This window comes from Burkholderia sp. Bp9031 (assembly GCF_003857965.1).
Lineage (GTDB): Bacteria > Pseudomonadota > Gammaproteobacteria > Burkholderiales > Burkholderiaceae > Burkholderia > Burkholderia ambifaria_A.
The window spans coordinates 69232-89448 of record NZ_QTPW01000004.1 but is presented as its reverse complement, the minus strand read 5'-3'; the positions used below and the strand labels follow the sequence as shown (position 1 = coordinate 89448).

General features: G+C 69.0%; 18 protein-coding genes and 1 pseudogene. 5 read left to right on the top strand and 14 right to left on the bottom strand.

The window, feature by feature from the left end; translation table 11 throughout:
- Positions 1 to 8: 8 nt before the first annotated feature.
- Entirely contained in the window at positions 9 to 1085 is a 1077-nt protein-coding gene (locus tag DIE15_RS07075) for a glycosyltransferase family 2 protein (RefSeq protein ID WP_057923838.1), read from the bottom strand.
- A 288-nt stretch (positions 1086 to 1373) separates the two neighbouring features.
- Here DIE15_RS07075 and DIE15_RS07070 point away from each other — a divergent pair, with 288 nt between their 5' ends.
- On the top strand, positions 1374 to 1748 hold the full coding sequence (locus tag DIE15_RS07070) for a phage protein NinX family protein (protein WP_057924128.1): 375 nt from the start codon (positions 1374 to 1376) through the stop codon (positions 1746 to 1748).
- 28 nt (positions 1749 to 1776) lie between these two features.
- Here the strand turns inward: DIE15_RS07070 and DIE15_RS07065 are convergent, their stop codons facing one another.
- Positions 1777 to 2766 (bottom strand): ABC transporter substrate-binding protein, encoded by a 990-nt coding sequence (locus DIE15_RS07065; protein WP_124832771.1) that lies wholly within the window; start codon positions 2764 to 2766, stop codon positions 1777 to 1779.
- 233 nt (positions 2767 to 2999) lie between these two features.
- On the bottom strand, positions 3000 to 3878 hold the full coding sequence (locus DIE15_RS07060; protein WP_057923836.1) for a LysR family transcriptional regulator: 879 nt from the start codon (positions 3876 to 3878) through the stop codon (positions 3000 to 3002).
- 100 nt (positions 3879 to 3978) lie between these two features.
- Between DIE15_RS07060 and DIE15_RS07055 the strand changes: the two genes are divergently transcribed.
- Together DIE15_RS07055 and DIE15_RS07050 are read left to right on the top strand one after the other, a co-directional pair.
- Positions 3979 to 5547 (top strand): MFS transporter, encoded by a 1569-nt coding sequence (locus DIE15_RS07055; RefSeq protein WP_124832770.1) that lies wholly within the window; start codon positions 3979 to 3981, stop codon positions 5545 to 5547.
- Positions 5548 to 5635: 88 nt separating this feature from the next.
- Positions 5636 to 5866, top strand: a pseudogene (locus DIE15_RS07050) (AEC family transporter); the annotation flags it as partial.
- Between the two features lie 57 nt (positions 5867 to 5923).
- Here the strand turns inward: DIE15_RS07050 and DIE15_RS07045 are convergent.
- From DIE15_RS07045 to DIE15_RS36895, 4 genes are all read right to left on the bottom strand, one after another.
- Positions 5924 to 7096, bottom strand: a complete 1173-nt coding sequence (locus DIE15_RS07045; protein ID WP_124832769.1) for a LysR family transcriptional regulator — start codon at positions 7094 to 7096, stop codon at positions 5924 to 5926.
- Between the two features lie 24 nt (positions 7097 to 7120).
- A complete protein-coding gene (locus tag DIE15_RS07040; protein WP_057923832.1) occupies positions 7121 to 7849 on the bottom strand; it encodes an aspartate/glutamate racemase family protein in 729 nt (242 codons plus the stop codon).
- A 26-nt stretch (positions 7850 to 7875) separates the two neighbouring features.
- Positions 7876 to 9408, bottom strand: coding sequence for an NCS1 family nucleobase:cation symporter-1 (locus DIE15_RS07035; RefSeq protein WP_124832768.1), 1533 nt, complete (start codon positions 9406 to 9408; stop codon positions 7876 to 7878).
- A 329-nt stretch (positions 9409 to 9737) separates the two neighbouring features.
- Positions 9738 to 9947 carry a hypothetical protein gene (locus DIE15_RS36895; RefSeq protein ID WP_162492260.1) on the bottom strand — a complete coding sequence of 70 codons (210 nt, stop codon included), beginning with the start codon at positions 9945 to 9947 and terminating at the stop codon, positions 9738 to 9740.
- Between the two features lie 173 nt (positions 9948 to 10120).
- Here DIE15_RS36895 and DIE15_RS07025 point away from each other — a divergent pair, with 173 nt between their 5' ends.
- Positions 10121 to 10669 (top strand): DUF3005 domain-containing protein, encoded by a 549-nt coding sequence (locus DIE15_RS07025; protein ID WP_124832767.1) that lies wholly within the window; start codon positions 10121 to 10123, stop codon positions 10667 to 10669.
- A gap of 51 nt (positions 10670 to 10720) precedes the next feature.
- Here the strand turns inward: DIE15_RS07025 and DIE15_RS07020 are convergent, their stop codons facing one another.
- Both DIE15_RS07020 and DIE15_RS07015 read right to left on the bottom strand, forming a co-directional pair.
- A complete protein-coding gene (locus tag DIE15_RS07020) occupies positions 10721 to 11485 on the bottom strand; it encodes a DUF4397 domain-containing protein (RefSeq protein WP_057923830.1) in 765 nt (254 codons plus the stop codon).
- 456 nt (positions 11486 to 11941) lie between these two features.
- Positions 11942 to 13249 (bottom strand): MFS transporter, encoded by a 1308-nt coding sequence (locus tag DIE15_RS07015; protein WP_124832766.1) that lies wholly within the window; start codon positions 13247 to 13249, stop codon positions 11942 to 11944.
- Between the two features lie 535 nt (positions 13250 to 13784).
- Here DIE15_RS07015 and DIE15_RS07010 point away from each other — a divergent pair.
- Positions 13785 to 14231: a MarR family winged helix-turn-helix transcriptional regulator gene (locus DIE15_RS07010; RefSeq protein WP_057923828.1), complete on the top strand. Its 447-nt coding sequence runs from the start codon at positions 13785 to 13787 to the stop codon at positions 14229 to 14231.
- A gap of 36 nt (positions 14232 to 14267) precedes the next feature.
- On the opposite strand, the gene DIE15_RS07005 is transcribed toward DIE15_RS07010, so the two are convergent.
- The 5 genes from DIE15_RS07005 to DIE15_RS06985 form a co-directional block, all read right to left on the bottom strand.
- Entirely contained in the window at positions 14268 to 16535 is a 2268-nt protein-coding gene (locus DIE15_RS07005) for a molybdopterin cofactor-binding domain-containing protein (protein WP_124832765.1), read from the bottom strand.
- Positions 16536 to 16751: 216 nt separating this feature from the next.
- Complete coding sequence (locus DIE15_RS07000; RefSeq protein ID WP_124832764.1) at positions 16752 to 17399, bottom strand: isochorismatase family protein; 648 nt, start codon at positions 17397 to 17399, stop codon at positions 16752 to 16754.
- Between the two features lie 19 nt (positions 17400 to 17418).
- Complete coding sequence (locus DIE15_RS06995; protein WP_124832763.1) at positions 17419 to 18459, bottom strand: 2,5-dihydroxypyridine 5,6-dioxygenase; 1041 nt, start codon at positions 18457 to 18459, stop codon at positions 17419 to 17421.
- Positions 18460 to 18505: 46 nt separating this feature from the next.
- Positions 18506 to 19336, bottom strand: a complete 831-nt coding sequence (locus DIE15_RS06990; RefSeq protein ID WP_124832762.1) for an alpha/beta fold hydrolase — start codon at positions 19334 to 19336, stop codon at positions 18506 to 18508.
- A 27-nt stretch (positions 19337 to 19363) separates the two neighbouring features.
- Positions 19364 to 20116, bottom strand: coding sequence for an Asp/Glu racemase (locus tag DIE15_RS06985; RefSeq protein ID WP_057923824.1), 753 nt, complete (start codon positions 20114 to 20116; stop codon positions 19364 to 19366).
- Between the last annotated feature and the right edge of the window lie 101 nt (positions 20117 to 20217).

Here is a 20217-nt window from a genome sequence, read left to right as displayed (position 1 = left end):
GCCCGGTTTTACTTGAACGATGCTTTGCGGGCGGCAATGCCGGCGGCTGCCGGTGCCGCTGCCCGGCGGCGGGCCGCGGGCGCACGCTTCAGCGGGAACTGCAGCAGCTTCGATGCCGGCTGCGCGGCGGCATCGCGCTCGGCACGGAAGCGGCGCCTGACGAGATAGACGGGGCGCTGCTTGGATTCGTGATAGATCCGGCCGAGGTATTCGCCGATCACGCCGATGCCGATCAGCTGGATGCCGCCGACGAACAGCACGACGGAAATCAGCGACGGGTAGCCGTGCACCGGATTACCGAACAGCAGTGTGCGCACCACGATGAAGGCGCCATACACGAGTGACAGCATCGCGAACGTGAGGCCGACGTAGGTCCACACGCGCAGCGGCACCGTACTGAAGCTCGTGATGCCCTCGAGCGCGAAATTCCAGCGCCGCCATCCGGAAAACTTCGAGCGGCCGCCGCTGCGCGGCGCACGCGTGTATTCGACGATCGTGGTGCGAAAGCCGACCCACGCGAACAGCCCCTTCATGAACCGTCGCCGCTCCGGCAGCGCGCGCAGCGCATCGACGACTTCGCGGTCCATCAGGCGGAAATCGCCGACGTTTTCCGGCATTTCCACCTCGGACAGCGCATTGTGCACGCGATAGTAGAGCGCTGCCGCCGCGCGCTGCAGGTAGGGGTCGCACATCCGGTCGGTGCGTTTCGCGGCGACGACCTCGGCGCCGCCGCGCCAGTGTTCGATCATCGCCGGAATCAGCGCGGGCGGGTCCTGCAGGTCGGCGTCGATCAGGATCACCGCGGCGCCGGCCGCTTCGTCCAGGCCCGCGGTGAGCGCCGCTTCCTTGCCGAAGCGGCGCGTGAGATCCACGACGTGCACGCGCGAGTCGCCGGCAGCGATCGCGAGCAGCCGGTCGAGCGTGCGATCGCGGCTGCCGTCGTTGATGCAGACGACCTCGAAGCGGATCCCGGCGACCGACTCGAGAATGGGCAGCGTTTCGGCAAAGAACGCGTCGATCGTTTCCTCTTCGTCATGAAACGGCACGACGAGCGATATCAGCGGCTTCCTGGCGTGCGTGGACATGCTGCGGCTCCCCCGAGAGATCCGGCCTGCGCTGCACCGTATGGTTCCGGCTGTCGTCTGCCGAACGGGCCTGGCCCGGTTCGACGCGAATTCGATTCCGGCGTGCTGGTCCACCGCAGGCCGGACGACAGGTGTTGCGTTCATTGTAGGCAGGAATCGACGATTCGTAACACGTATCGATGGATTTCCACGGGGGACGGCGCACCGGGGAAAACACCGGTCGGCGATTGTCGGCGAGCCGCGCGCGGCGGCGCTAGGATGGCGTTTTCAATGCCGACGGAGGGCGCGATGCAGGTTCAGGATCTGACAGGTGCGCCGCTCGATTTCTGGGTGGCGATGGCGGAAGACCTCGGCGCGCCGCGCGTCGGCGCCGCGGGATGCACGGTCATTCGCGAACCGGGCGGCGTGCCGGTGCCGTACGCGCCGTCGTCTTCATGGGCGGACGGCGGCCTGCTCGTCGAGCGTTTGCCGTTCGGCGCGTTCGAGCGCGACGGCGGGCATGGCGCGTGGCGCGCGGTGCTGCATCGGGCAGTGCCAGCGGCGGGCGAGCGCTGCACGTTCAACCAGTCGGGGCCGACGCTGCTCGTCGCCGCGATGCGCACGCTGGTTGCGTCGACGTTCGGCGACGACGTGCCGGATCTCGACATGTCGAAGCCGCGCTGAGTATGTGCGCAGCCAGTTATGTGGCCGATTACGCAGCCGACAGGTTGCGCACCGCGATCGATGCGACGTCGACGCGCTTCGGCAGGATCGCGTCCGCGGCTGCCCGATCGGCGACGCGCTGCAGCACGTCGATGTCCGCGCTGGTGACGCCGCGCTGCGCGAGCGCGGCGCGACGGGCGATATCGGCGGCCGCATCGCGCGGCAGGCGCGTGAGCGACGCATAGACGGTCGCATAGTCGGCCGGATGCGCGAGCGCCCACTGGCCGGCACGGGTGAGCCGCGCGAGCACGTCCGACAGCGCAGCGCGCTTCGACCGGTCGTCGAGCGTATCGACCGGCGACGTGAGGAAGGCGAGCCCGGAATTGATCCCGCTGCCGTCGCGCACGATGCGCGCGCCGCGCCGCACCACGTTTCCGTAGTACGGGTCGAAGGTCGCCCAGATGCCGATCTGCTTCGCCTCGAACGCGGCGAACGCGTCGACCGGCAGCACGAAGCGCACGTCGACGTCGCCCGGTGCGAGGCCGTGTTCGCGCAGCGCGCCGTACAGCTGGTATTGCGAGATGCTGCCGCGTGCCGACGATACGACGACGGTGCGCCCCTTCAGGTCGGCAACCGTGCGCACCGGCGAATCGGGCTGCACGACGATGCCGAGCGATGCCGGCGAGCCGACGCGCGTCGCGACGATCCGCAGCGCCGGATCGCCGAGCGCGGCCGTCAGCACGGGCAGGTCGCCGGCCGGCGCGAGATCGATCGCGCCCGCGCGCTGCGCTTCGAACAGCGGCGCCGCACCCTGGAAATTCGCCCAGCGAAACCGGTATGGCACGCCGTCGAGCACGCGTGCGGCCTCGGCCAGCGCGCGCAGGCCGCCGGCCTGGTCGCCGAGCACCAGCGTGACGTTCGACAGGTCGGTGCCGGCCGCGCGGGCGGGCAGGGCGGAGGCGCCCGCAAGCGGTGCGGCGGCCAGGGCGGCCACGCGCAGCAGTGCGCGGCGGCGGGCCGGGGCGGGGGGCGAAGTCATCGGCGGCGGGTCCTCGGTAATCCGCGCGCGGGCCGCGCGGCTGCCGGGCAGATTACGAAATCGGTCTGGCGCCGGCAAACATCGAATCGCGAAATGCTTATTCGTGTGAGAGAGGCATGGGGGGAAGATGAGGCGGCGGCCGCCTCGGCGAACGACCGGCAACGCACGTTCCCCTGTTTTGGAAAAATTCGTTCGTGGGGCCGGCGCAAGCCCGTTATCAGCGTGAACAGCCCCTAGCCTGCCGCAGGGACGGTGCGCAGGAACGCGCGCACCGCAGGCGCTTTCTCGAAGCGCCGGTGCGCGAGTGCGAGTTCGGACATGATCGGCTTGCCGGCGATCGGCCGGTACACGACGCCCGGCAACGATACGCAGCCGGCGAGCGCATCCGGAATCACCGCGACCCAACCGTTCACCGACACGCACGCGAGCACCGCGAGCAATCCGCCCGGCCGCGCGGCGATTACCGGCGCGAAGCGGCCGCGGCGTGCGACTTCGAGCGTGCCGCGCTCCTGTTCGGGCACCGCGAAGTGCGCGTCGGCGAGATCGGCGGCACGCACGGCGGTCATCGCCGCGTAGCGCGAATCGGCCGGCACCGCGGCGACGAACACGTCGCGCTGCAGCGTGACGATCCGCAGCGCGCCCGGCAGCGGCAACGGCGGGCGCACGTACGCGAGGTCGAGCCGGCCCGCGTCGAGCTGCTTCGCGACGTCGTCCATCGGCACTTCCCGCAGGTTCAGTTCGATGCGCGGATGCGCGGCGCGGAACGCGCCGACCGTACGCTGCAGCGTGCCCGAATAGACGGCCGACGACACGTAGCCGATTTCGATGCGGCCGAGTTCGCCGCGCTCGGCCAGCGTCGCGAGTTCGCGGCCGCGCTGCAGATGCTCGAACGCGGCAGTTGCCTCGGCGAGAAACGCAACGCCTGCCGCCGTCAGCGTGACCGCGCGGCGCGAGCGCTGGAACAGCCGCACGCCGAGCAGCCGCTCGGCTTCCTGGATCTGCCGCGTCAGCGCGGGCGGCGCCATGTCGAGCGCGTCGGCCGCGCGGGCGAAATGCAGGTGCCGCGCGACGCTCAGGAACGCGCGTACATGACGGAATTCGAGCGGATTCATGGTTGCAATTTTCGTTAATAAAACTGCATGGATGTATCAATGACGGGCAATACGGCCGCAGCCTAGCATACGGCTCGTTCCTCTTGCTCTGGAGCCGTCGATGTCCCAGTCTTCCCCCGCCCCGCGCGCAGGCGCGCGCGCCGCCGTGCGTGCGGGCACCCGCCTGCCGGCCGCCGCGACGCTCGCGGTCGCATCGGCGACGTGCTCGCTGATCGTGCTCGACACGAACGTCGTTGCCGTGTCGCTGCCGAGCATCGCGCGCGGCTTCCATGCGAGCTTCGCCGACATCGAGTGGGTCGTGAGCGCCTACATGACCGCGTTCGCCGCATGCCTGTTGCCGGCCGGCGGGCTCGCGGACCGCTTCGGGCGCAAGCGCATGCTCGGCGCGGGGCTCGCGCTCTTTTCGCTCGCGTCGCTCGGTTGCGGGCTCGCGCCGTCGGCCGGCTGGCTGATCGCCGCGCGCGCCGTGAAGGGCGGCGGGGCCGCGCTGCTGCTGACGGCCGCGCTCGCGGTCATCGCGAACCGTTTTCCGGACGGGCGCGAGCGGGCCCGCGCGTGGGCGATCTGGGGGATGTGCATGGGGATCGCGACGGCCGTCGCGCCGCTCGTCGGCGGCGCGATCACGCAGTGGATCGGCTGGCGCTGGGTGTTCCTGCTGAACCTGCCGGTGTGTGCATTGCTCGCGGCCGGCGCGCGGGTCGCGATCGACGAATCGCGCGATCCGCATGCGAAACTGGTGGACGCCGCCGGCAGCCTGCTGTTCGGCGCGGCCCTCGCGTGCGCGATCGCGGCGCTGATCGGTGCGCCGGCGCACGGCTGGCTGTCGGCCGCGACGCTCGGCCGGTTCGCGCTCGCCGCCGCGCTGCTGGCCGCGTTCATCGGCGCGGAGCGCTGGCAGGCGCGGCCGATGATCGATCTCGCGCTGTTCCGCCAGCCGCGCTTCGTCGGCGCCGTGCTCGCGATGTTCGGCTATGCGGCATGCGCGCAGGTGATGATGACGTTCCTGCCGCTGTACCTGCAGAACGCGTTCGGCATGTCGGCGATCGACGCGGGGCTCGGAATGCTGCCGTTCGCGATCGCGATGATCGCCGGGCCGTCGCTCGGCGGCATGCTCGCCACGCGCGTGTCGTCCGGCGGCGTGCTGGCGGGCGGGCTCGCATTGATCGGCGCGGGCAATCTCGCGACCGCGGCGCTGACGGCCGCAGGCGACTACCGGCTCGTCGCGCTCGGCATGTTCGTGACGGGCTGCGGCGCCGGCATCATGAACGGCGATACGCAGAAGGCGATCATGGCGTGCGTGCCGCCGAACCGTACCGGGATGGCGTCGGGCATCAGCACGACCACCCGCTTCTCGGCGATCGTGACGGCCGTCGGCGTGCTCGGCGCGGTGCTGGCCGCCAGCACGCACGCGCATCTCGACCGGTTGCTGTCCGCCGCGCCGGGCGCACAGGCATTCGTCGATGCGCCGTTCATGTCGAGCCTGCTGGCCGGCGATCTCGCGCAGGCGCTCGCGCACGTGCCGCCGTCGGCCGCGCGCACGCTCGCGGACGCGGCGCCCGCGGCCTTTGCGAGCGGATTCGCCGCCGCGCTGACAGTGAGCGGCGTGCTCGCGCTCGCTGCCGCTACGGTTGCATACAAGTTGCTTACGCAACCGATGCGCGATGCGTGATCCGCGCGGCGGCGCGTACGCCGCCCATTGCACGCGAAGATACGGCGCCGTTAAGCTTGCGCGTTTCGGTCTTACGCAGCGTGTTCAAGACGTGCAGCCCGCGCTCGCGTGGTGGCTCGGCGTGCGCGTGTTCGCGATGCCGCCGGTACTCGCGCAGATCGTGGTCGTGCTCGCCGCGCTGCCGACCGGCACGGGGCCGTACATGCTGGCCGAGTTCTACGGGCGCGAAGCGCATGTGACGTCGCGCACGATCCTGTTGTCGACGCTCGGGTCGATCGTGTCGCTGTCGGTGCTGCTCGCGATCGCGCGGCACGTGTGACGCCGCGCCCGGTGCGGCGCGAGCGGTTCGGCACAATTCAGCGCAATTCCGCGTGATTCAGTGCGACTTCGTCGCGATGCGATGGATGCGCGCCGCGCGCGCGACGCGTGGCCGCTGCGACGTGCCGCAATGCGTCGCCTGCCGGCGACGGGGGCGTCGCGCGGGTTCGAGCGGGTCGCTGGCGGTCGGCATGGTCGGGCGCGTGGGTGCATCCGCATTCGCGGCAACCGCCGCGACGGCCGGCCGAGCGGCCTCCGTATCGAGCCAGCTGCGCGTCGCTTCGGCGATCAGCGCGCGCAGCCAGCGCACGCCGTCGACGCACGAACCCGATTCGTTCCACGTCATCCGGTACACGATGTCGGGCGGCTCGGCCGGCAGCGCAACCGCGCCGAGCGGCAGCAGCTTCGCGTAGTGGCGCGCGAGCCGGTACGTGGTGGTCAGGATCAGGTCGGAGCGCACGAGCGTATGCGCGGCGAGTTCGAAATGCGGCAGCGTGACGACGATCCGCCGCTGCAGGCCGACGCGTTCGAGCTGCCGGTCGATCGCGCCGGACGCTTCGAGCCACGACGGTGTCGGGCACAGCTGCGCTGCCTGCGCGAATTCGGCGGCCGTCATCGCGCCGCGCCGCGCGATCGGATGCGTCGCGCGCATCAGGCACACGACGCGGTCGTCGAACAGGTCGTCCTGCCGGAACCGCGATGAACGGGCAGGGCGGTTGTCGATCACGACGTCGAGTTCGCCGTCGGCGAGCGCACGTTCGTCGTCGAAGCCGTCGCCGAGCGGATGGAACACGAGCTGCGCGTTCGGCGCGCGTTCGCGGAACAGCGCGACGAGCTTCGGCACGAACAGCACGTTCAGGTAATCGGGGCAGCCGATCCGGTAGGTACGTACGGATGTGCGTGCGTCGAACGTCGGCTGCTGGATGCGGATGAAGTCGATCACGCGCAGCGCATTGCGCAGCGGGTCGATCAACCGCGCGCCGAACTCGGTCGGCACCATCCCGTAGCGGCTGCGCACCAGCAGCGGATCGCCGAGCAGCGTGCGCAGGCGCTTGAGCGCGGCACTCGTCGCCGGCTGCGACATGTTCAGCCGGACGGCCGCGCGCGACACGGTGCGCTCGGTGAGCAGCACGAGCAGGATGCGCATCAGCCGCGCGTCCAGTACGTCGAGCGCGCCCGTTGCGTCGGACGCGTCGAGGGGAAGGCCGTTCGGCGCCGGTGCGTCCCGCATGTCGCTACGCGTTCCCGCGGCCCGTCATTTGACGAAGGTGCCCGGCCAGCCGACGATCCGCTTCGGACGCGGTGGCGCATAGGTGCGGACCTTCGAGGTCTTCAGCTTCAGGCGCACCAGCGATTCGGCGAGCGCGACGGCGGCCGATACGCCGTCGACGACGGGCACGCCCGTGCATTCCTCGATCTGCCGGTCGAGGCCGGCCATTCCGCCGCAGCCGAGGCAGATCACTTCAGCGTGATCGTCCTTCACCGCGCGTTGCGCCTGGCCGACGATCGACTCGATCGCGCGGGCCGGATTCTCCTCGAGCTCGAGCACCGCGAGGCCGCTCGCGCGCACCGACGCGCAGCGTGCGTCGAGCCCCGCGAGCTTCAGGCGATCCTCGATCAGCGGCACCGTGCGGTCGAGCGTCGTGACGACCGAGTAGCGGTGGCCGAGCAGCATCGCCACGCTTGCGGCCGCTTCGGTGATGTCGACGACGGGCACCGTCAGCAGTTCCTGCAGCCCTTCGCGGCCGTGTTCGCCGTAGCCGGCCTGGATCACCGCATCGTACGGCTCGTCGTAGCTCAGCACGCGGTCCATGACCGCGATCGCCGCGAGGTAGCTCTCGAAGTTGCCTTCGACCGACTCCGCGCCGAAGCGCGGCGTCAGCCCGACGATCTCCGTGCCCGGCGACGCGGCGGCCTGCGCCTGCGCGGCGATGGCGTCGGTGATCGATTCGGTCGTGTTGACGTTGACTACCAGGATTCTCATCGGTGCACTCACTCCGTATGCTGCGTTCAGTGTTGGGCGCAGGCGACCGCGATGGGTTCGCCCGAGCGCTCCTCGTATTGCCGTTTGCGATCGGCCGTCAGCCAGTACACGCTGCCCGCGATGGCCGCGCCGAGCAGCCAGGAGAACGGCGTCATCGCGCTGAAGGCCGGCACGACGGCGAGCGTGATCGAGATCAGCGCGGACGGCACGAGTGCCGCGAGCGCCTTGCGGTTCACGCCGCGCGTATAGAAATAGGCGCCGGTCGGCGCTTCGGTATAGAGATCGGGCACGTTCACGCGCTGCTTGCGCACGAGCCAGTAGTCGACCGTGATGATCCCGTACAGCGGGCCGAGCAGCGCGCCGAGGCCGGACAGGAAGTAGACGATCACGATCGGGCTGTTGTACAGGTTCCACGGCAGGATCAGCACCGCGACCGTCGCGCTGATCAGGCCCGCGCGGCGGAAGGTCAGGCGATGCGGCGCGAGGCTCGTCAGCACGAAGGCCGGCGCGACGAAGTTCGCCATGATGTTCACCGCGACCGTCACGATCAGGAATGCGAGGCAGCCGAGCACGAGGAACAGCTTGTTCGGCACCGTCGCGATGATTTCCGTCGGGCTATGGATGATGTGGCCGTTCAGCTTGAACTGCGCGCCCGCGAGCACGAAGCTGATCGTCGCGAACACGAGGATGTTCACCGGCAGGCCCCAGAAGTTGCCGACCCGCACCGTCTTCGCGCTCGGCGACGAGCGCGCGAAATCGCAGAAGTTGAGCACCAGCGTGCCGTAGATCGCGAGCCACAGCGCGCCGCCCGCGAACACCTCGGTCCACATCTTCAGGCCGGTCATCGGCTTGCCGATCGACATCGCGAGATGGCCGCCGGTGCGGCTGAACATCCACGCGGCGAGCGACAGCGTCGTGACGAGGATGATCGGGCCGGCGAGCCCCTCGTACTTGCGAACCATCTCCATCCCGTAGGTGAGGATGCCGATCTGCACGAGCCAGATCGCGACGAACGTGATCCAGCCGAGCGTCGACAGCCCGAGGATCGCGTCCTGGTCGAACGCGGCGAGGCCCGGCCAGATCGCGGTGAGCAGCACGCGCAGCACGACCGATGCGAGATAGGTCTGGATTCCGAACCACGCGATCGCGATCACCGCGCGGATCATCGCGGGCAGGAGCGCGCCGTAGATGCCGAAGCTCATCCGGCTGATCACCGGGAACGGCACGCCGGTCTTCTGGCCCATGTAGCCGGTGAGGTTCATGAAGCAGTACACGAGCACGGCGCCGATCGCGAGCGATGCGAGCATCTGCCAGCCCGACAGGCCAAGCGCGAACAGGCCGATCGCGAACGAGTAGTTCGCGATGTTGTGCACGTCGTTGGTCCACAACGCAAAGATGCTGTAGCGGCCCCAGGTCCGGCCCTCGGCCTTGGTCGGCGCGAGGTCGGGATTGTGCAGCCGCGGGCTCAGCGCGGGATCGCGCGCGGCCGTGTCGGTTCGATGCAGTGCGTCGTCCGCGCCGAGCACGATGCTCGCGCGGTGGGTGGCTTCCAGTTGCACGCCTTGTCTCCTTCCATGTATGGGGCGCGAACCGGCAGCGTGTGCACGCAGCGCGGGTCCGGCCGCCGTGGACGTTATGTCTCGGATTTATTCGCGAGTATGGGGGGCCGCCGTGGCGATGGGAAATTAAATATTCGGTTGGGCGTCATTTGAAAAATGAATGGGGTGCGATCGTCGGCGGCGATGGCGAGGCACGCGAATTGCTGGTCAGGGGTCTCCATCCACATCGACATTAGCGGAGGTGTCATGCAGCGATATTCCATTCGTCACGTATCGCGAGCCGTCTTCGCCGGCATCCTGATTGCCGGCCTGGCGGCGGGTGCGGGCTGTCAGAAGAAGAGCGAGACCGACACCGGCACGAGTTCGAGCGCCACGGGCGGCATGGCGCCGGCGCCGTCCACCGCGCCATCGGGCATGCCGAGCAGCGGTGCGGCCGGCAGCGGCGCCGACAGCGGCGCGGCGAGCATGCCGGGCGCGGCATCCGCGCCGGCAGGCGCGAGCGGCGGCTGACCGGCGGAAGCGGGCGGCGCCCGCGGCATACGCGGGCGCGTCGCCCGGTGCTGCCGTGGTGACAGGCCGGTGCGGCACGTGCGTCGCAGGGCGCACGTGTGCGGCGCCCTGCGCGTGAAAGATTTGCAAGGACCGTGTAGCGATTCCCGGATCGGCGCCCGCCGGATCATGCCGGCGCACGCCGTCCGGAACAGGAGGTGCGATGCAGAACGCGGAATCGAACCCAACCCCCAAACAGCAGCGGGAACAGATCGAGAAGCGCCCGGTGAAGACGCCGGCGGCCGGCGACATGCCCGATGCGGCGACCCAGGCCGCGGAGGTCGCGAAGCGGCCGCTGACGCCGGAGGCGGTCGCGGCGAAAACGCCGACCGGCCTGCCGCCGATCGACGTCGACGCCTATGCGGTCGACAGCGGCGACCCCGTGCGTCGTGCCGCCGGCCGGATCGTGACGCTCGACAACGCGAACATGGCGATGACGGACGACACCGTCGACGTCGACGGCAAGGGCATGGAGGCGCGCACCGGTGCGACCGAGTGGCACGACAACGTGATCTACTCGAACGCGTCGCTTGACGACGCGGTCGATACGCCCGACGAAGGGCTCGGCGGCATCGAGAGCCGGCCGGGCGGCAATGTCCCGCAGATCGCGACGCGGCCGGGCTGGCGGGTCCGGTATGTCGGCGACGTCGATGTCGAGCACGGCGACGGCACGCGGGCCGAGCACGTGATCCGCCTCGAGCGGACCGACTGACGCAGCGATCATTGCTTTGGCGGACCGCCGGCCGGCAGTCCGCCGAGGTTCTTACTGCGGGCCGAGTTCCTGCGCGGACGTGTCCGCATCGTTGCCCTGCGCGACGAGCACGTGGACGTCGTTCGGCGTCACGTCGCCGATGCCGCCCGACGGAATCGTCACCAGCAGCCAGTCGGCATTGTTGTTGATCGCGACCGGTGCGGTCCTCAGGATAGGCGTCTTGCTGCCGGCCGTCGTGACGACCACCTGGTAGTTGCCGCCGTTCAGGTACACGGAGTCCTGGCCCGTTGCTGGTACTGCGTTCTGGTACGCCGCGCCGGCCAGCGTCGGACTTTGCGTGTTGATGTCGGTGCCGGGAGGCACGACGTACACGTCGACGTTCTGCGCGTTCGGCGACGCGTTGAAGCTGCGCACGCGCGCCTTGTCGGACAGCAGCTTCTTGTCGAACGGATCGTCGATCACGGAGATCGCCGACGACGTGCTCGGCAACGCGATCGTCGTATAGTGATGGCCGTTCGCCGCGCTGAACGATTGCGACGCGACGGTCGCGGTCGTGCCCGAGACGTCGTAGCTGGCCGTCTGCGTGCCGGAGTCGATGTCGTGATAGCGCGTCACGCCCTTGTACGCGACGGCCGATGCATCCACCTTCGCATTCAGGTAGTAGTCGAGATTCGGGCCGGCCGGCACCGCGTTGATGAAGCGCGCCTGCGGTTTCGAGATGCCGAGTTCGGTGCCGACGTCGTTGCCGTCGCCGCCGCATGCCGCGAGTACGGAAATGACCGAGCACAGGGCCACTATCGTTCGAATGGATTTCATTGTCGTCCTCTCGTTCAGGGAACCTGCTTGCGATGCGGTGTCGCCGCGCGAGGATCCGCACGGTACGCAGCGCCGGTTGAGGGAAGGATGGTTGTCCGCCGGAGTTGGCGGGCGCAGGAATAGCGCAAGCGATGTGCCTGCGCGGCGTGGAACGCGGCGATGCCAGTGCGGCGGCGTGTGCGGCGCGCGGAGGCCGTTGCATGCCGTGCGCGATCGTGCGCGTCGGTGGATGTGCTTGTAAAAAGGCAGCGCGGTGACGGACGTGACTGCTTGCGCGTGCGGCGTTCCTGCAAAGGCGTTTCAAACGGCAATCGATACGCGCTGCGAAAATTCTTACGATTGTCGCGACCCGGAAGCGGTGCGGCACATGACCGCATATCGTTGTGTACGCATCGACATGCGGAAAATCGTTCTATCGCGCGCGACGGCGTTGCGTCGCCGCGCGCATGAATGACATCAGCGGTTCACGAGCTTCGGCGGATACGCGAGCGCGAGCGTGCAACCGACCAGCATGCAGGCGGCGAAGCCATACAGCCCCGCGCTTTGCGAATGGAACGTGTCGCGCAGCCAGCCGATGAAGTAGGTGCTGCCGAAGCCGCCGAGGTTCGCGATCGAGCACGCGAACGCGATCCCGCCGGCTGCGGCCGAGCCCTTCAGGAACGTGGACGGCAGCGCCCAGACGACCGGCATCGCGGCGGCCGCGCCCGCGTTGATCAGCGAGAACAGCAGCACGGTCGCGAGCGTGCCGTGCGACGACCCGGCCGCGAGGGCGAGCGCGACGGCCGACACCAGGAACGGCACGACGATATGCCAGCGGCGCTCGCGCGCGCGGTCGGAGCTCGCGCCGCAATACAGCGTCGCGAGCACGGCCGCGGCATTCGGGATCACCATCAGCCAGCCGATGTGATACGCGTCCTTCACGCCGGTGTCGCGCAGGATCGTCGGCAGCCAGAAGCTCACCGCGTACAGCCCGAGCAGCACGCACAGATCGATGAGGCCCAGCGCCCACACCTTCGGATCCGAGAACGCGCGGCCGAGCGCATGGCTCTTGTTGCCGGCCGGATCGGCGTCGAGATTCGCGCGCAGCACATGCTTCTCGTCGGCGTCCAGCCAGCGCGCGGTCTCGATGCTGTTCGGCAGCCAGCGCAGCACCGCGAAGCCGAGCAGCACCGATGGCAATGCCTCGAGCAGGAACAGCCACTGCCAGCCGCCGAGCCCGTGCGCGCCGTCGAACGCGCGCATGATCCAGCCGGAGATCGGGCTGCCGATCATGCTCGACAGCGGCAGGCCGACCATGAACAGCGCGACGATCCGCGCGCGGCGCGCATCGGGATACCACTGCGTCAGGTACAGCAGCACGCCGGGCAGGAAGCCGGCTTCGGCGGCCCCGAGCAGGAAGCGCACGATGTAGAACTGCATCGGCGTATGCACGAACATCGTCGCGCCCGACAGCAGGCCCCACGTGATCATGATCCGCGCGATCCACAGCTTCGCGCCGACGCGTTGCAGCACCAGGTTGCTCGGGACTTCGAACAGGATGTAGCCGCCAAAGAACAGGCCGGCGCCGAGCCCGTACACGGTGTCGCTGAACTTCAGCGCATCGAGCATCTGCAGCTTCGCGAGCCCGATGTTGATGCGGTCGAGATAGGCCGCGAAATAGCACAGGCAGAACAGCGTGATCAGGCGCAGCGTGACCTTGCGGTAGAGCGCGCCGTGGAGCGTGTCGTCGGCGGAGACGGCGGCGCTCGGGTGTGCGGTAGACATGGGATTGCCCCTGTTCGAATGTGACGGATGAGTGGGTGGCCGTTCGACGCGAGCGAAGGTTCGCCGCGCGCTGGAGTCTGTATAGCACGCCAATTACATAGCGTACACACTAGAAAATACGGAATCGCACAGGCATGAAAAAGGACGCGTCATGATCGACTAATAAACCGGATAAACCGCGTATTTTTTGGGGATTTTGACGAAACGATGCGCATATCGGCACGGTCTTCCAGAGCGACGCGAGATGCACGAATTTCGTGCGTACGCACTTAAAAGTGGAGTGTGTGCATGCAATGCCTTCGACGGTGCGGAAACGTGTGTTCAGCCGGCTGCCGGACGGCGCGAGCCGCTGGCACCGCAAGGACGATGTCCGCGCGCGGGTCGACACAGTCAGGCGATCGTCAGGCACGACGCGAGAAGGGCGCGACGAACCCTGATGCACCGCAATGAAGCGGCGGCCGCGCGATCGATCGCGCCGATTTGAGGGTGTACACTGCTTGCCTTTCCCATTCATGCCGCGCGAGCCTTCATTTTCATGGCGTCTTCCAAGGATTCCTACGACTTTCACGACCAGGTCGGGCACCTGCTGCGCCGTGCCTATCAGCGGCACGTTGCAATCTTCCAGGAAGCGATCCCCGATTCGGACCTGACGGCCGCGCAGTTCGTCGCGCTGTGCGCGGTCAAGGAAAAGCAGGCGTGTTCGCTGAACGACATCGTGAAGGCGACCGCGATCGACCAGGCGACGATCCGCGGCGTGGTCGAGCGGTTGAAGACGCGCGCGCTGATCGAGGTGCTGCCCGATCCGAGCGACGGCCGCAAGCTGATCGTGCGCGCGACCGCGGCGGGCCTCGCGCTGATCGACCGCACGGTGCCGTTCGCGCGGCAGGTGACCGAGCGGACGTACGGGCCGCTCAACCCGGGCGAACGTGTTGCATTGCAGTACCTGTTGCGCAAGATGATGGAGGCCGACGGCGACGCGTGACACGCGGCGCCGTTCGGCCCTCGATGCCGGCCCGTGTTATGCGGCGGACGCTTCCGCGTGCATCAGCCGGCCGGCGTCGCGCAGTGCGGTGCGCACCGTCTCGGGCGTGAACGGCGGCGCGTAGAAGCGCACGCCGGTCGCATCGAACAGCGCATTCGCGACGGCGGCCGGCCCCGGCACCGACGCCGATTCGCCCGCGCCGAGCGGCGGCTCGCCTTGCCGCTGCATCAGCACGACGTCGACGTCCGGCACTTCGTCGAACGTCAGGATCGGGTAGCTCGCCCATTCGCGCGACGCGACCTTGCCGTCGGCGAACCGCACGCGCTCCTTCAGCGTGCGGCTCAATACCTGGATCACGTTGCCGTGAATCTGGTGACGCACGCCGTCCGGGTTGATCATCGTGCCGGTGTCCTGGCCGACCGTCACGCGTTCGATGCGGATCTCGCCCGATACGCGATCGACGCTCAGGTCGACGATCCAGGCGGACCATGCCGCGCCGAAACCGGGGAAGCGGCTGTGGACGTAGCGCGCGTAGGCGACGCCGCGTCCGCGTACGACCCGCGATGCGTCGCGTTCATTTCCACGGCCCGCGCGCGGCGTCCAGCCCGCGCGATCGGCCACCGCCTGCAGCAGTTCGGCCGCACGTATGTCCTGCAGATGCCGAAGCCGGAACGCGAGCGGATCGATGCCGGTCAGTGCCGCGCATTCGTCGACGAACGCGTCGTGCGCGAACGAGTTCGGTAGCGCCGACACGCCGCGCAGCCACGATGCGCGCACGAGCGGCGCGAGATCCTCGCAGACGAAGCGGCGGTTCGGGCTTTCATAGGGGGATACGGCCGTCCGGTCGCCCATCTCGAACACGCGCGGCTCCGGCGCGATCGCGCCCGTCAGGAGCGTCGCGAGCAGCGGCGCGTCGTTCGACGGATAGCGTGTCGCGAAGTCGTAGCCGAGCAGGCGGCCGTCACGTGTCACGGTGCCTGTCACCCGCATCAGCTGCCCGGCACCCTTCGGTTCCCACAGATGCTCGTCTGCGCGCGACAGTTGCACGCGCACCGGGCGGCCGACCGCGCGCGACAGCAGCAGCGCGTCGCCGCAGACGTCGTCCGCACCGTTGCGGCCGTAGCAGCCGGCCGCTTCCATCCGCACGATGTCGAAATCGGCTTCGTCGCGTGCCACGAGCGTCGCGAGGTCGTAGCGCAGCGACACGGGGTTCTGCGTACCGGACCATACGGTGATCCGGCCGTTGCCCGGCGCGCGATAGTCGGCGAGCGCGCACGACGGACCGATCGATCCGTGCATCTGGAACGGCCACGCATAGGTGCGCGACAACGTGATCGTGTCGGGTTGCGCGCGCGCCGCATCGACGTCGCCTTCGTCGAGCAGCACGCGGCGCTGCGCGGGCGCGGCGGCGATCGCGGCGGCGGGGGTGTCGAGCGACGGCAGCGCGGGATGCGGCCGCCACGTGACGCGCAGTTGGCGCGCCGCGCGGATCGCATGTTCCTCGCGCTCGGCGACGACACCGACGAAGTCGCCAAGCGCAACAACCGCCACGAGCCCCGGCACGTCGGCGACGGATGCGCGATCGATGTCGACCAGCGACGTGCCGACGAACGCGCCGCTGTCGTGGCCGGCATACGGCGGCCGCACGACGCGGCCGTGCAGCATGCCCGGCACGCGCATGTCGTGCACGAACGTGAGCTGGCCGGTGGCTTTTGCGGGCAGGTCGACGCGCGGCGACGATCGTCCGACGATCCGGTAGTCCGAGGGATCCTTCGTGCGCGTATTCAGGTCGAGCGTCAGCGCGATGCGGCGCGCCGCGACCAGCGCGGCAAACGTCGCGGTGTGCCCGTGTGCCGACGCGCAGATTGTTCCGTCGTCGATGCTCAGGTTCGCGAGGTTGACGCCGAATTGCTCGGCGGCCAGCGTCAGCAGCGCGTGGCGCGCCTGCGCGGCCGCGCAGCGCAGCGGCGTCGCGGAAATCTGGATCGTCGCGCTCGCGATGGTCGGACCCTGGTTCGGCGTCGCGGCCGTATCGCCGAGCACCATCGTCACGCGCGCGGCAGGCACATCGAGCTCCTCGGCCACGATCTGCGCGAGCGACGTGCGAATGCCGGTGCCGAGATCGACGTGGCCGTTGAATGCGAGGATGCGCCCGTCGTCGAGAATCGCGACGAACACGTCGGGCAGCGCCGGCACGTACGACGACAGGCTGCCCGGCTGGCCGGGCGCCGGCTTGACGGGCGGCGCGGGCGGCCGGATCACGGTCAGGCAGCCGTCGCGCGCAAGCAGTTCGGAGCGGTTCACGGTCGAGGTGTCCTGTCGGGGAGGGCGCGGCCGGCGGTCGGTCGCACCGCGTGCGGCGCGCGGGCTTCGCTTGCCGCGCACGGGATGATGGCCGGCGGTTGCGCGACGGCGCATGCGGTCACGATCAATCTAGGTCGCCAAAACCGCAGCGTCAATCGCGTGCGGGCATGGGCACGGCCGCCGCCGCCGCTCGTGCCGCCCGCGCGGCACGGCTGCTCAGCGTGCGTGCATGGCATCGATCGCCGCGATCGCATCGTCGAGCGGCATCACGGCCGCGTATTTCTGCTGCATGTCGAACAGGTTCGCGTCGTGCGGCGCGATCGCGCGGTCGCCGACGCAATCGGCGAGCACAAGCGGACGGAACCCGTGCGACATCGCGTCGACCACGCTCGCGCGCACGCAGCCGCTCGTCACGGCGCCTGCGACGAGCAGCGTCTGCACTGCACGCTGCGCGAGCCAGGCGCTGAGTTGCGTGCCGAAGAACGCCGACGGCACGGTCTTGCGCACGACGAGTTCGCCGGCGGCAGGCGTGAGTTCGGGCACGATCGCGCTGTTCGGATGGTGCTCGGTCAGCGTCGCCATGCCGGGCACCTTCAGCGAGAATACGTTGTCGTCGCTGCCGTCGTCCGCGTACACGATGCGGCTGTGCGCGACGGGCCAGCCGCGTTCGCGCGCGAGCGCGAGCGCGCGCGTCGTGCGTGCGATCGCCGGTGCGATGTTGCCGCCGCCGAACGTCGCGGGATCGGCGAAGCCGACCACGAAGTCGACGATCAGCAGCGCGATGTTGCCGTGCGGCGGCAGCGGCGTGCCGAAACCCTGCTGGCGGTAGACGTTCGCTTCGGCGTGGCGGGAAAGATCGGTCATGGTGTCGGGCACTCGTCGGTCAGGCAGGTTGGTCGGTCACGCGGCCTTCGCGCACGACGGTCTCGCCGTCGAGCTCGACCGTGCAGCTGCGCAGCGGAATGTCGATGTGGCAGGTGGTCGTACGGTTGCCGCCGCCTTCGTTGTTCGGGCCGAGCGAGAACAGGAAGTTGCCTTCGAATGCGCGCGCATCCATCCCGATCGTCGCCTCGCGGTCGTACAGGCCGAGCGTCGACCAGCGCGCGCGCGGCTGCAGCCCCCAGCCGATGTGCGAGATCGCATAGCCTTCCGGGTCGGCGAACGTTTCCATGTAGTCGCGCAGCAGGTCGGCATCGACGCCGCCTTCGATGCGCGTCGCATAACCGCCTTCGACGGTCAGCGCGATCGGCTCGCTCACATAGTGTTTCTGCGGCAGCAGGATGTCGCCGCGATCGATCACGATCGTGCCGCGCGCGGTGCGGTCGTTCGGGTAGGTCAGCGCGAAGCCGCTCGGCCAGTGGTCCCAGCGGCCCGGCGCGTCGACGAAGCCGTATTCGGCGGTCGGCGGAAAATCGCCGAGCGGGCACACGAGCGCGGTGCCGGCCGCGGAGGTCACGCGCATCTCGCGTGCGGCGGCGATCTTTTTCGCGGCGCCGAGCACGCGCGTGCGGTCGGCCAGCGTCGGCACCATCCGCACCAGCACTTCGGGCGGCTCGACCGCGAGCAGGATCTTCGTGCCGGACTTCAGGATATCGTGCTGCTCGGGCGAGAACAGCAGCGTCATCAGGTCGAGCACGAGATCGCTCTCGCGCAGCGCGGCGATCGCGGCGCGGTTGCCGGTCAGTGGCGTCGTGCCGAGATAGGCGAGCGGATCGCGGCTGAACGCTTTCTCGCCGTTTACCGGCGGCAGGTCGAGCCGATTGACGACCGCGCCCATCGATTGCGTCGCGATCAGCGCGCACGACAGCGTCTGCGGATGAGTGGCCGCGCTCGTCAGGATCGTGACGGTCTGGCCCGGTTCGAGGCGCGACAGCGTGAGCACCTGCTTCCACGCGTCGATCAGTTGATAGTCGCTGACTGGCATCGTCGGCTCCGGTAAAGGCGTGAAGGAAAAATGGCGAAAGGCGGAATCAGGCCGCGAGCGGCGCACCGAGGAAGTCGCCGAATGCCGCGTAGAAGCCGGCCGCGTTGTCCCACGGAATCATGTGGCCGGCATCGGGCACGCGCACGTGGCGCATCGACGGCGTCGCGCGCTGCAGTTCGGCGACGTCGTCGTCGCGCACCACGTCGCCGCGCTCGGCCGTGATCAGCAGCGACGGCACGGCCAGTCGCGCGGCGTCCGCGTAGAAGTCGTCGGTGTGGAAGCCTTCGTACGTCGTGCGCACCGCGCGCTCGTCGCAGGTGTGCAGCCATTCGGCGCGCAGCTGCAATTCGGCATCGGTCCAGGTCGGGCAGAACGCGCGCATCCCTTCGGCATCGGTGCCGGCGCGCGCGAGCGCCATCGAGTCGATGTACCACGGCAGCTTGCCCGGATAGTCGCGGCGGTTCGGGCCGGACACCGGCGGGTCGACGAGCACGACCGACTCGAGCCCGCGGATGTCGCGCCGCGCCGCACGCGCGGCGATCCGCGCGCCCATCGAATGACCGACGAGGCTCGCGCGCGGCAGGCCGAGCGCGGCGACGAACGCCGCGATATCGTCGGCCTGCGCGTCGAGGCTGTAGTCGAGCGACGGCGACGCGTCGGACAGCCCGCGGCCGCGCACGTCGAGCACGTAGGTATCGAACGCCGCGCCGAACACTTCGCCGACGAAACCCCACGTGATCGCGGGGCTCGTGATACCGGGAATCAGCACGATCGCGGGGCGCGACGCACGCGCGCCCGATGCGCCGCCGTAGCGCAGGTAGTGCTGGCGGATGCCGTTTGCGCGGACGTTCGCGCCGTACAGGAAAGTCGAGGGCATGGGAACACTCCGAAGTAGCGGCGGCATTCAGTACGCGCCGGACAGCAGCGCACCGGCGCCGGGCACGATCGGTTCGAGATCGAGTTCGCGCAGCATCGCGTAGGTCGTCGCGATCGCGGCGGTGATCACGGGCTTGCCCGTCATCGCCTCGACCTTCGCGACGGCCGGCAGCGACGGCATCTGCACGCACGCGGACAGCACGATCGCATCGGCGTCCTGGTACGGCAGCGTCTTCACGATGTCGGGCAGGCGCGCCGGATCGTGGCGGCCGACGTCGAGGTTGTCGGGAATCTCGAGCGCGCGATAGTCGAGCACGTCGAAACCTTCGTTGCGGATGTAGTCGACCACGAGCTCGGTGAGCGGCTTCATGTAGGGCGCAACCACCACGATGCGCTTCGCGCCGATCACCTTCAGCGCATCGACGAGTGCGCCCGCGCTCGTCAGCACCGGCGCCTGCGCGCCGTTGTCGGCCGTGTGCTTCGTGAGGCGCGCCTGCGACACGCGGTGATAGCCGTGGCCCATCGCCATGATCGCGACGAGGCACGCGTAGCCGAGCACGTCGACGCGCGCATCGCTCAGTTCCACCGCGCAGCGGTCGGATTCGGCATCCATCGCCGCGAGTTCTTCCTTGACGACCTTCTTCATCCGCATCCGGCTCGAGTGATACGTGAAGCGCTCGGGCCTGATCGCCTCGCGCAATCGCAGCATCGCGGGAATTTCGGTTTCCATCGTCGTGTTGGAACTCGGCACGATCTGGCCGATGCGGTAGGTCTTGCTCATGACGGGAGGCTCCGTGTCGGTAAGGGTGGGGCGGCACGCTGGTGCGCGATCGCCTGATGTCGAGCAAAGTCTAGTGTGTACATTTGAAAATGGCAATGGAT

What these genes read in the sequence shown, in the direction of transcription:
- DIE15_RS07075 (WP_057923838.1), bottom strand. Translation starts at nt 1,085, where the DNA reads ATGTCCACGCACGCCAGGAAGCCGCTGATATCGCTCGTCGTGCCGTTT.
- DIE15_RS07070 (WP_057924128.1), top strand. Translation starts at nt 1,374, where the DNA reads ATGCAGGTTCAGGATCTGACAGGTGCGCCGCTCGATTTCTGGGTGGCG.
- DIE15_RS07065 (WP_124832771.1), bottom strand. Translation starts at nt 2,766, where the DNA reads ATGACTTCGCCCCCCGCCCCGGCCCGCCGCCGCGCACTGCTGCGCGTG.
- DIE15_RS07060 (WP_057923836.1), bottom strand. Translation starts at nt 3,878, where the DNA reads ATGAATCCGCTCGAATTCCGTCATGTACGCGCGTTCCTGAGCGTCGCG.
- DIE15_RS07055 (WP_124832770.1), top strand. Translation starts at nt 3,979, where the DNA reads ATGTCCCAGTCTTCCCCCGCCCCGCGCGCAGGCGCGCGCGCCGCCGTG.
- DIE15_RS07045 (WP_124832769.1), bottom strand. Translation starts at nt 7,096, where the DNA reads ATGCGGGACGCACCGGCGCCGAACGGCCTTCCCCTCGACGCGTCCGAC.
- DIE15_RS07040 (WP_057923832.1), bottom strand. Translation starts at nt 7,849, where the DNA reads ATGAGAATCCTGGTAGTCAACGTCAACACGACCGAATCGATCACCGAC.
- DIE15_RS36895 (WP_162492260.1), bottom strand. Translation starts at nt 9,947, where the DNA reads ATGCCGCGGGCGCCGCCCGCTTCCGCCGGTCAGCCGCCGCTCGCGCCT.
- DIE15_RS07025 (WP_124832767.1), top strand. Translation starts at nt 10,121, where the DNA reads ATGCAGAACGCGGAATCGAACCCAACCCCCAAACAGCAGCGGGAACAG.
- DIE15_RS07020 (WP_057923830.1), bottom strand. Translation starts at nt 11,485, where the DNA reads ATGAAATCCATTCGAACGATAGTGGCCCTGTGCTCGGTCATTTCCGTA.
- DIE15_RS07015 (WP_124832766.1), bottom strand. Translation starts at nt 13,249, where the DNA reads ATGTCTACCGCACACCCGAGCGCCGCCGTCTCCGCCGACGACACGCTC.
- DIE15_RS07010 (WP_057923828.1), top strand. Translation starts at nt 13,785, where the DNA reads ATGGCGTCTTCCAAGGATTCCTACGACTTTCACGACCAGGTCGGGCAC.
- DIE15_RS07000 (WP_124832764.1), bottom strand. Translation starts at nt 17,399, where the DNA reads ATGACCGATCTTTCCCGCCACGCCGAAGCGAACGTCTACCGCCAGCAG.
- DIE15_RS06995 (WP_124832763.1), bottom strand. Translation starts at nt 18,459, where the DNA reads ATGCCAGTCAGCGACTATCAACTGATCGACGCGTGGAAGCAGGTGCTC.
- DIE15_RS06990 (WP_124832762.1), bottom strand. Translation starts at nt 19,336, where the DNA reads ATGCCCTCGACTTTCCTGTACGGCGCGAACGTCCGCGCAAACGGCATC.
- DIE15_RS06985 (WP_057923824.1), bottom strand. Translation starts at nt 20,116, where the DNA reads ATGAGCAAGACCTACCGCATCGGCCAGATCGTGCCGAGTTCCAACACG.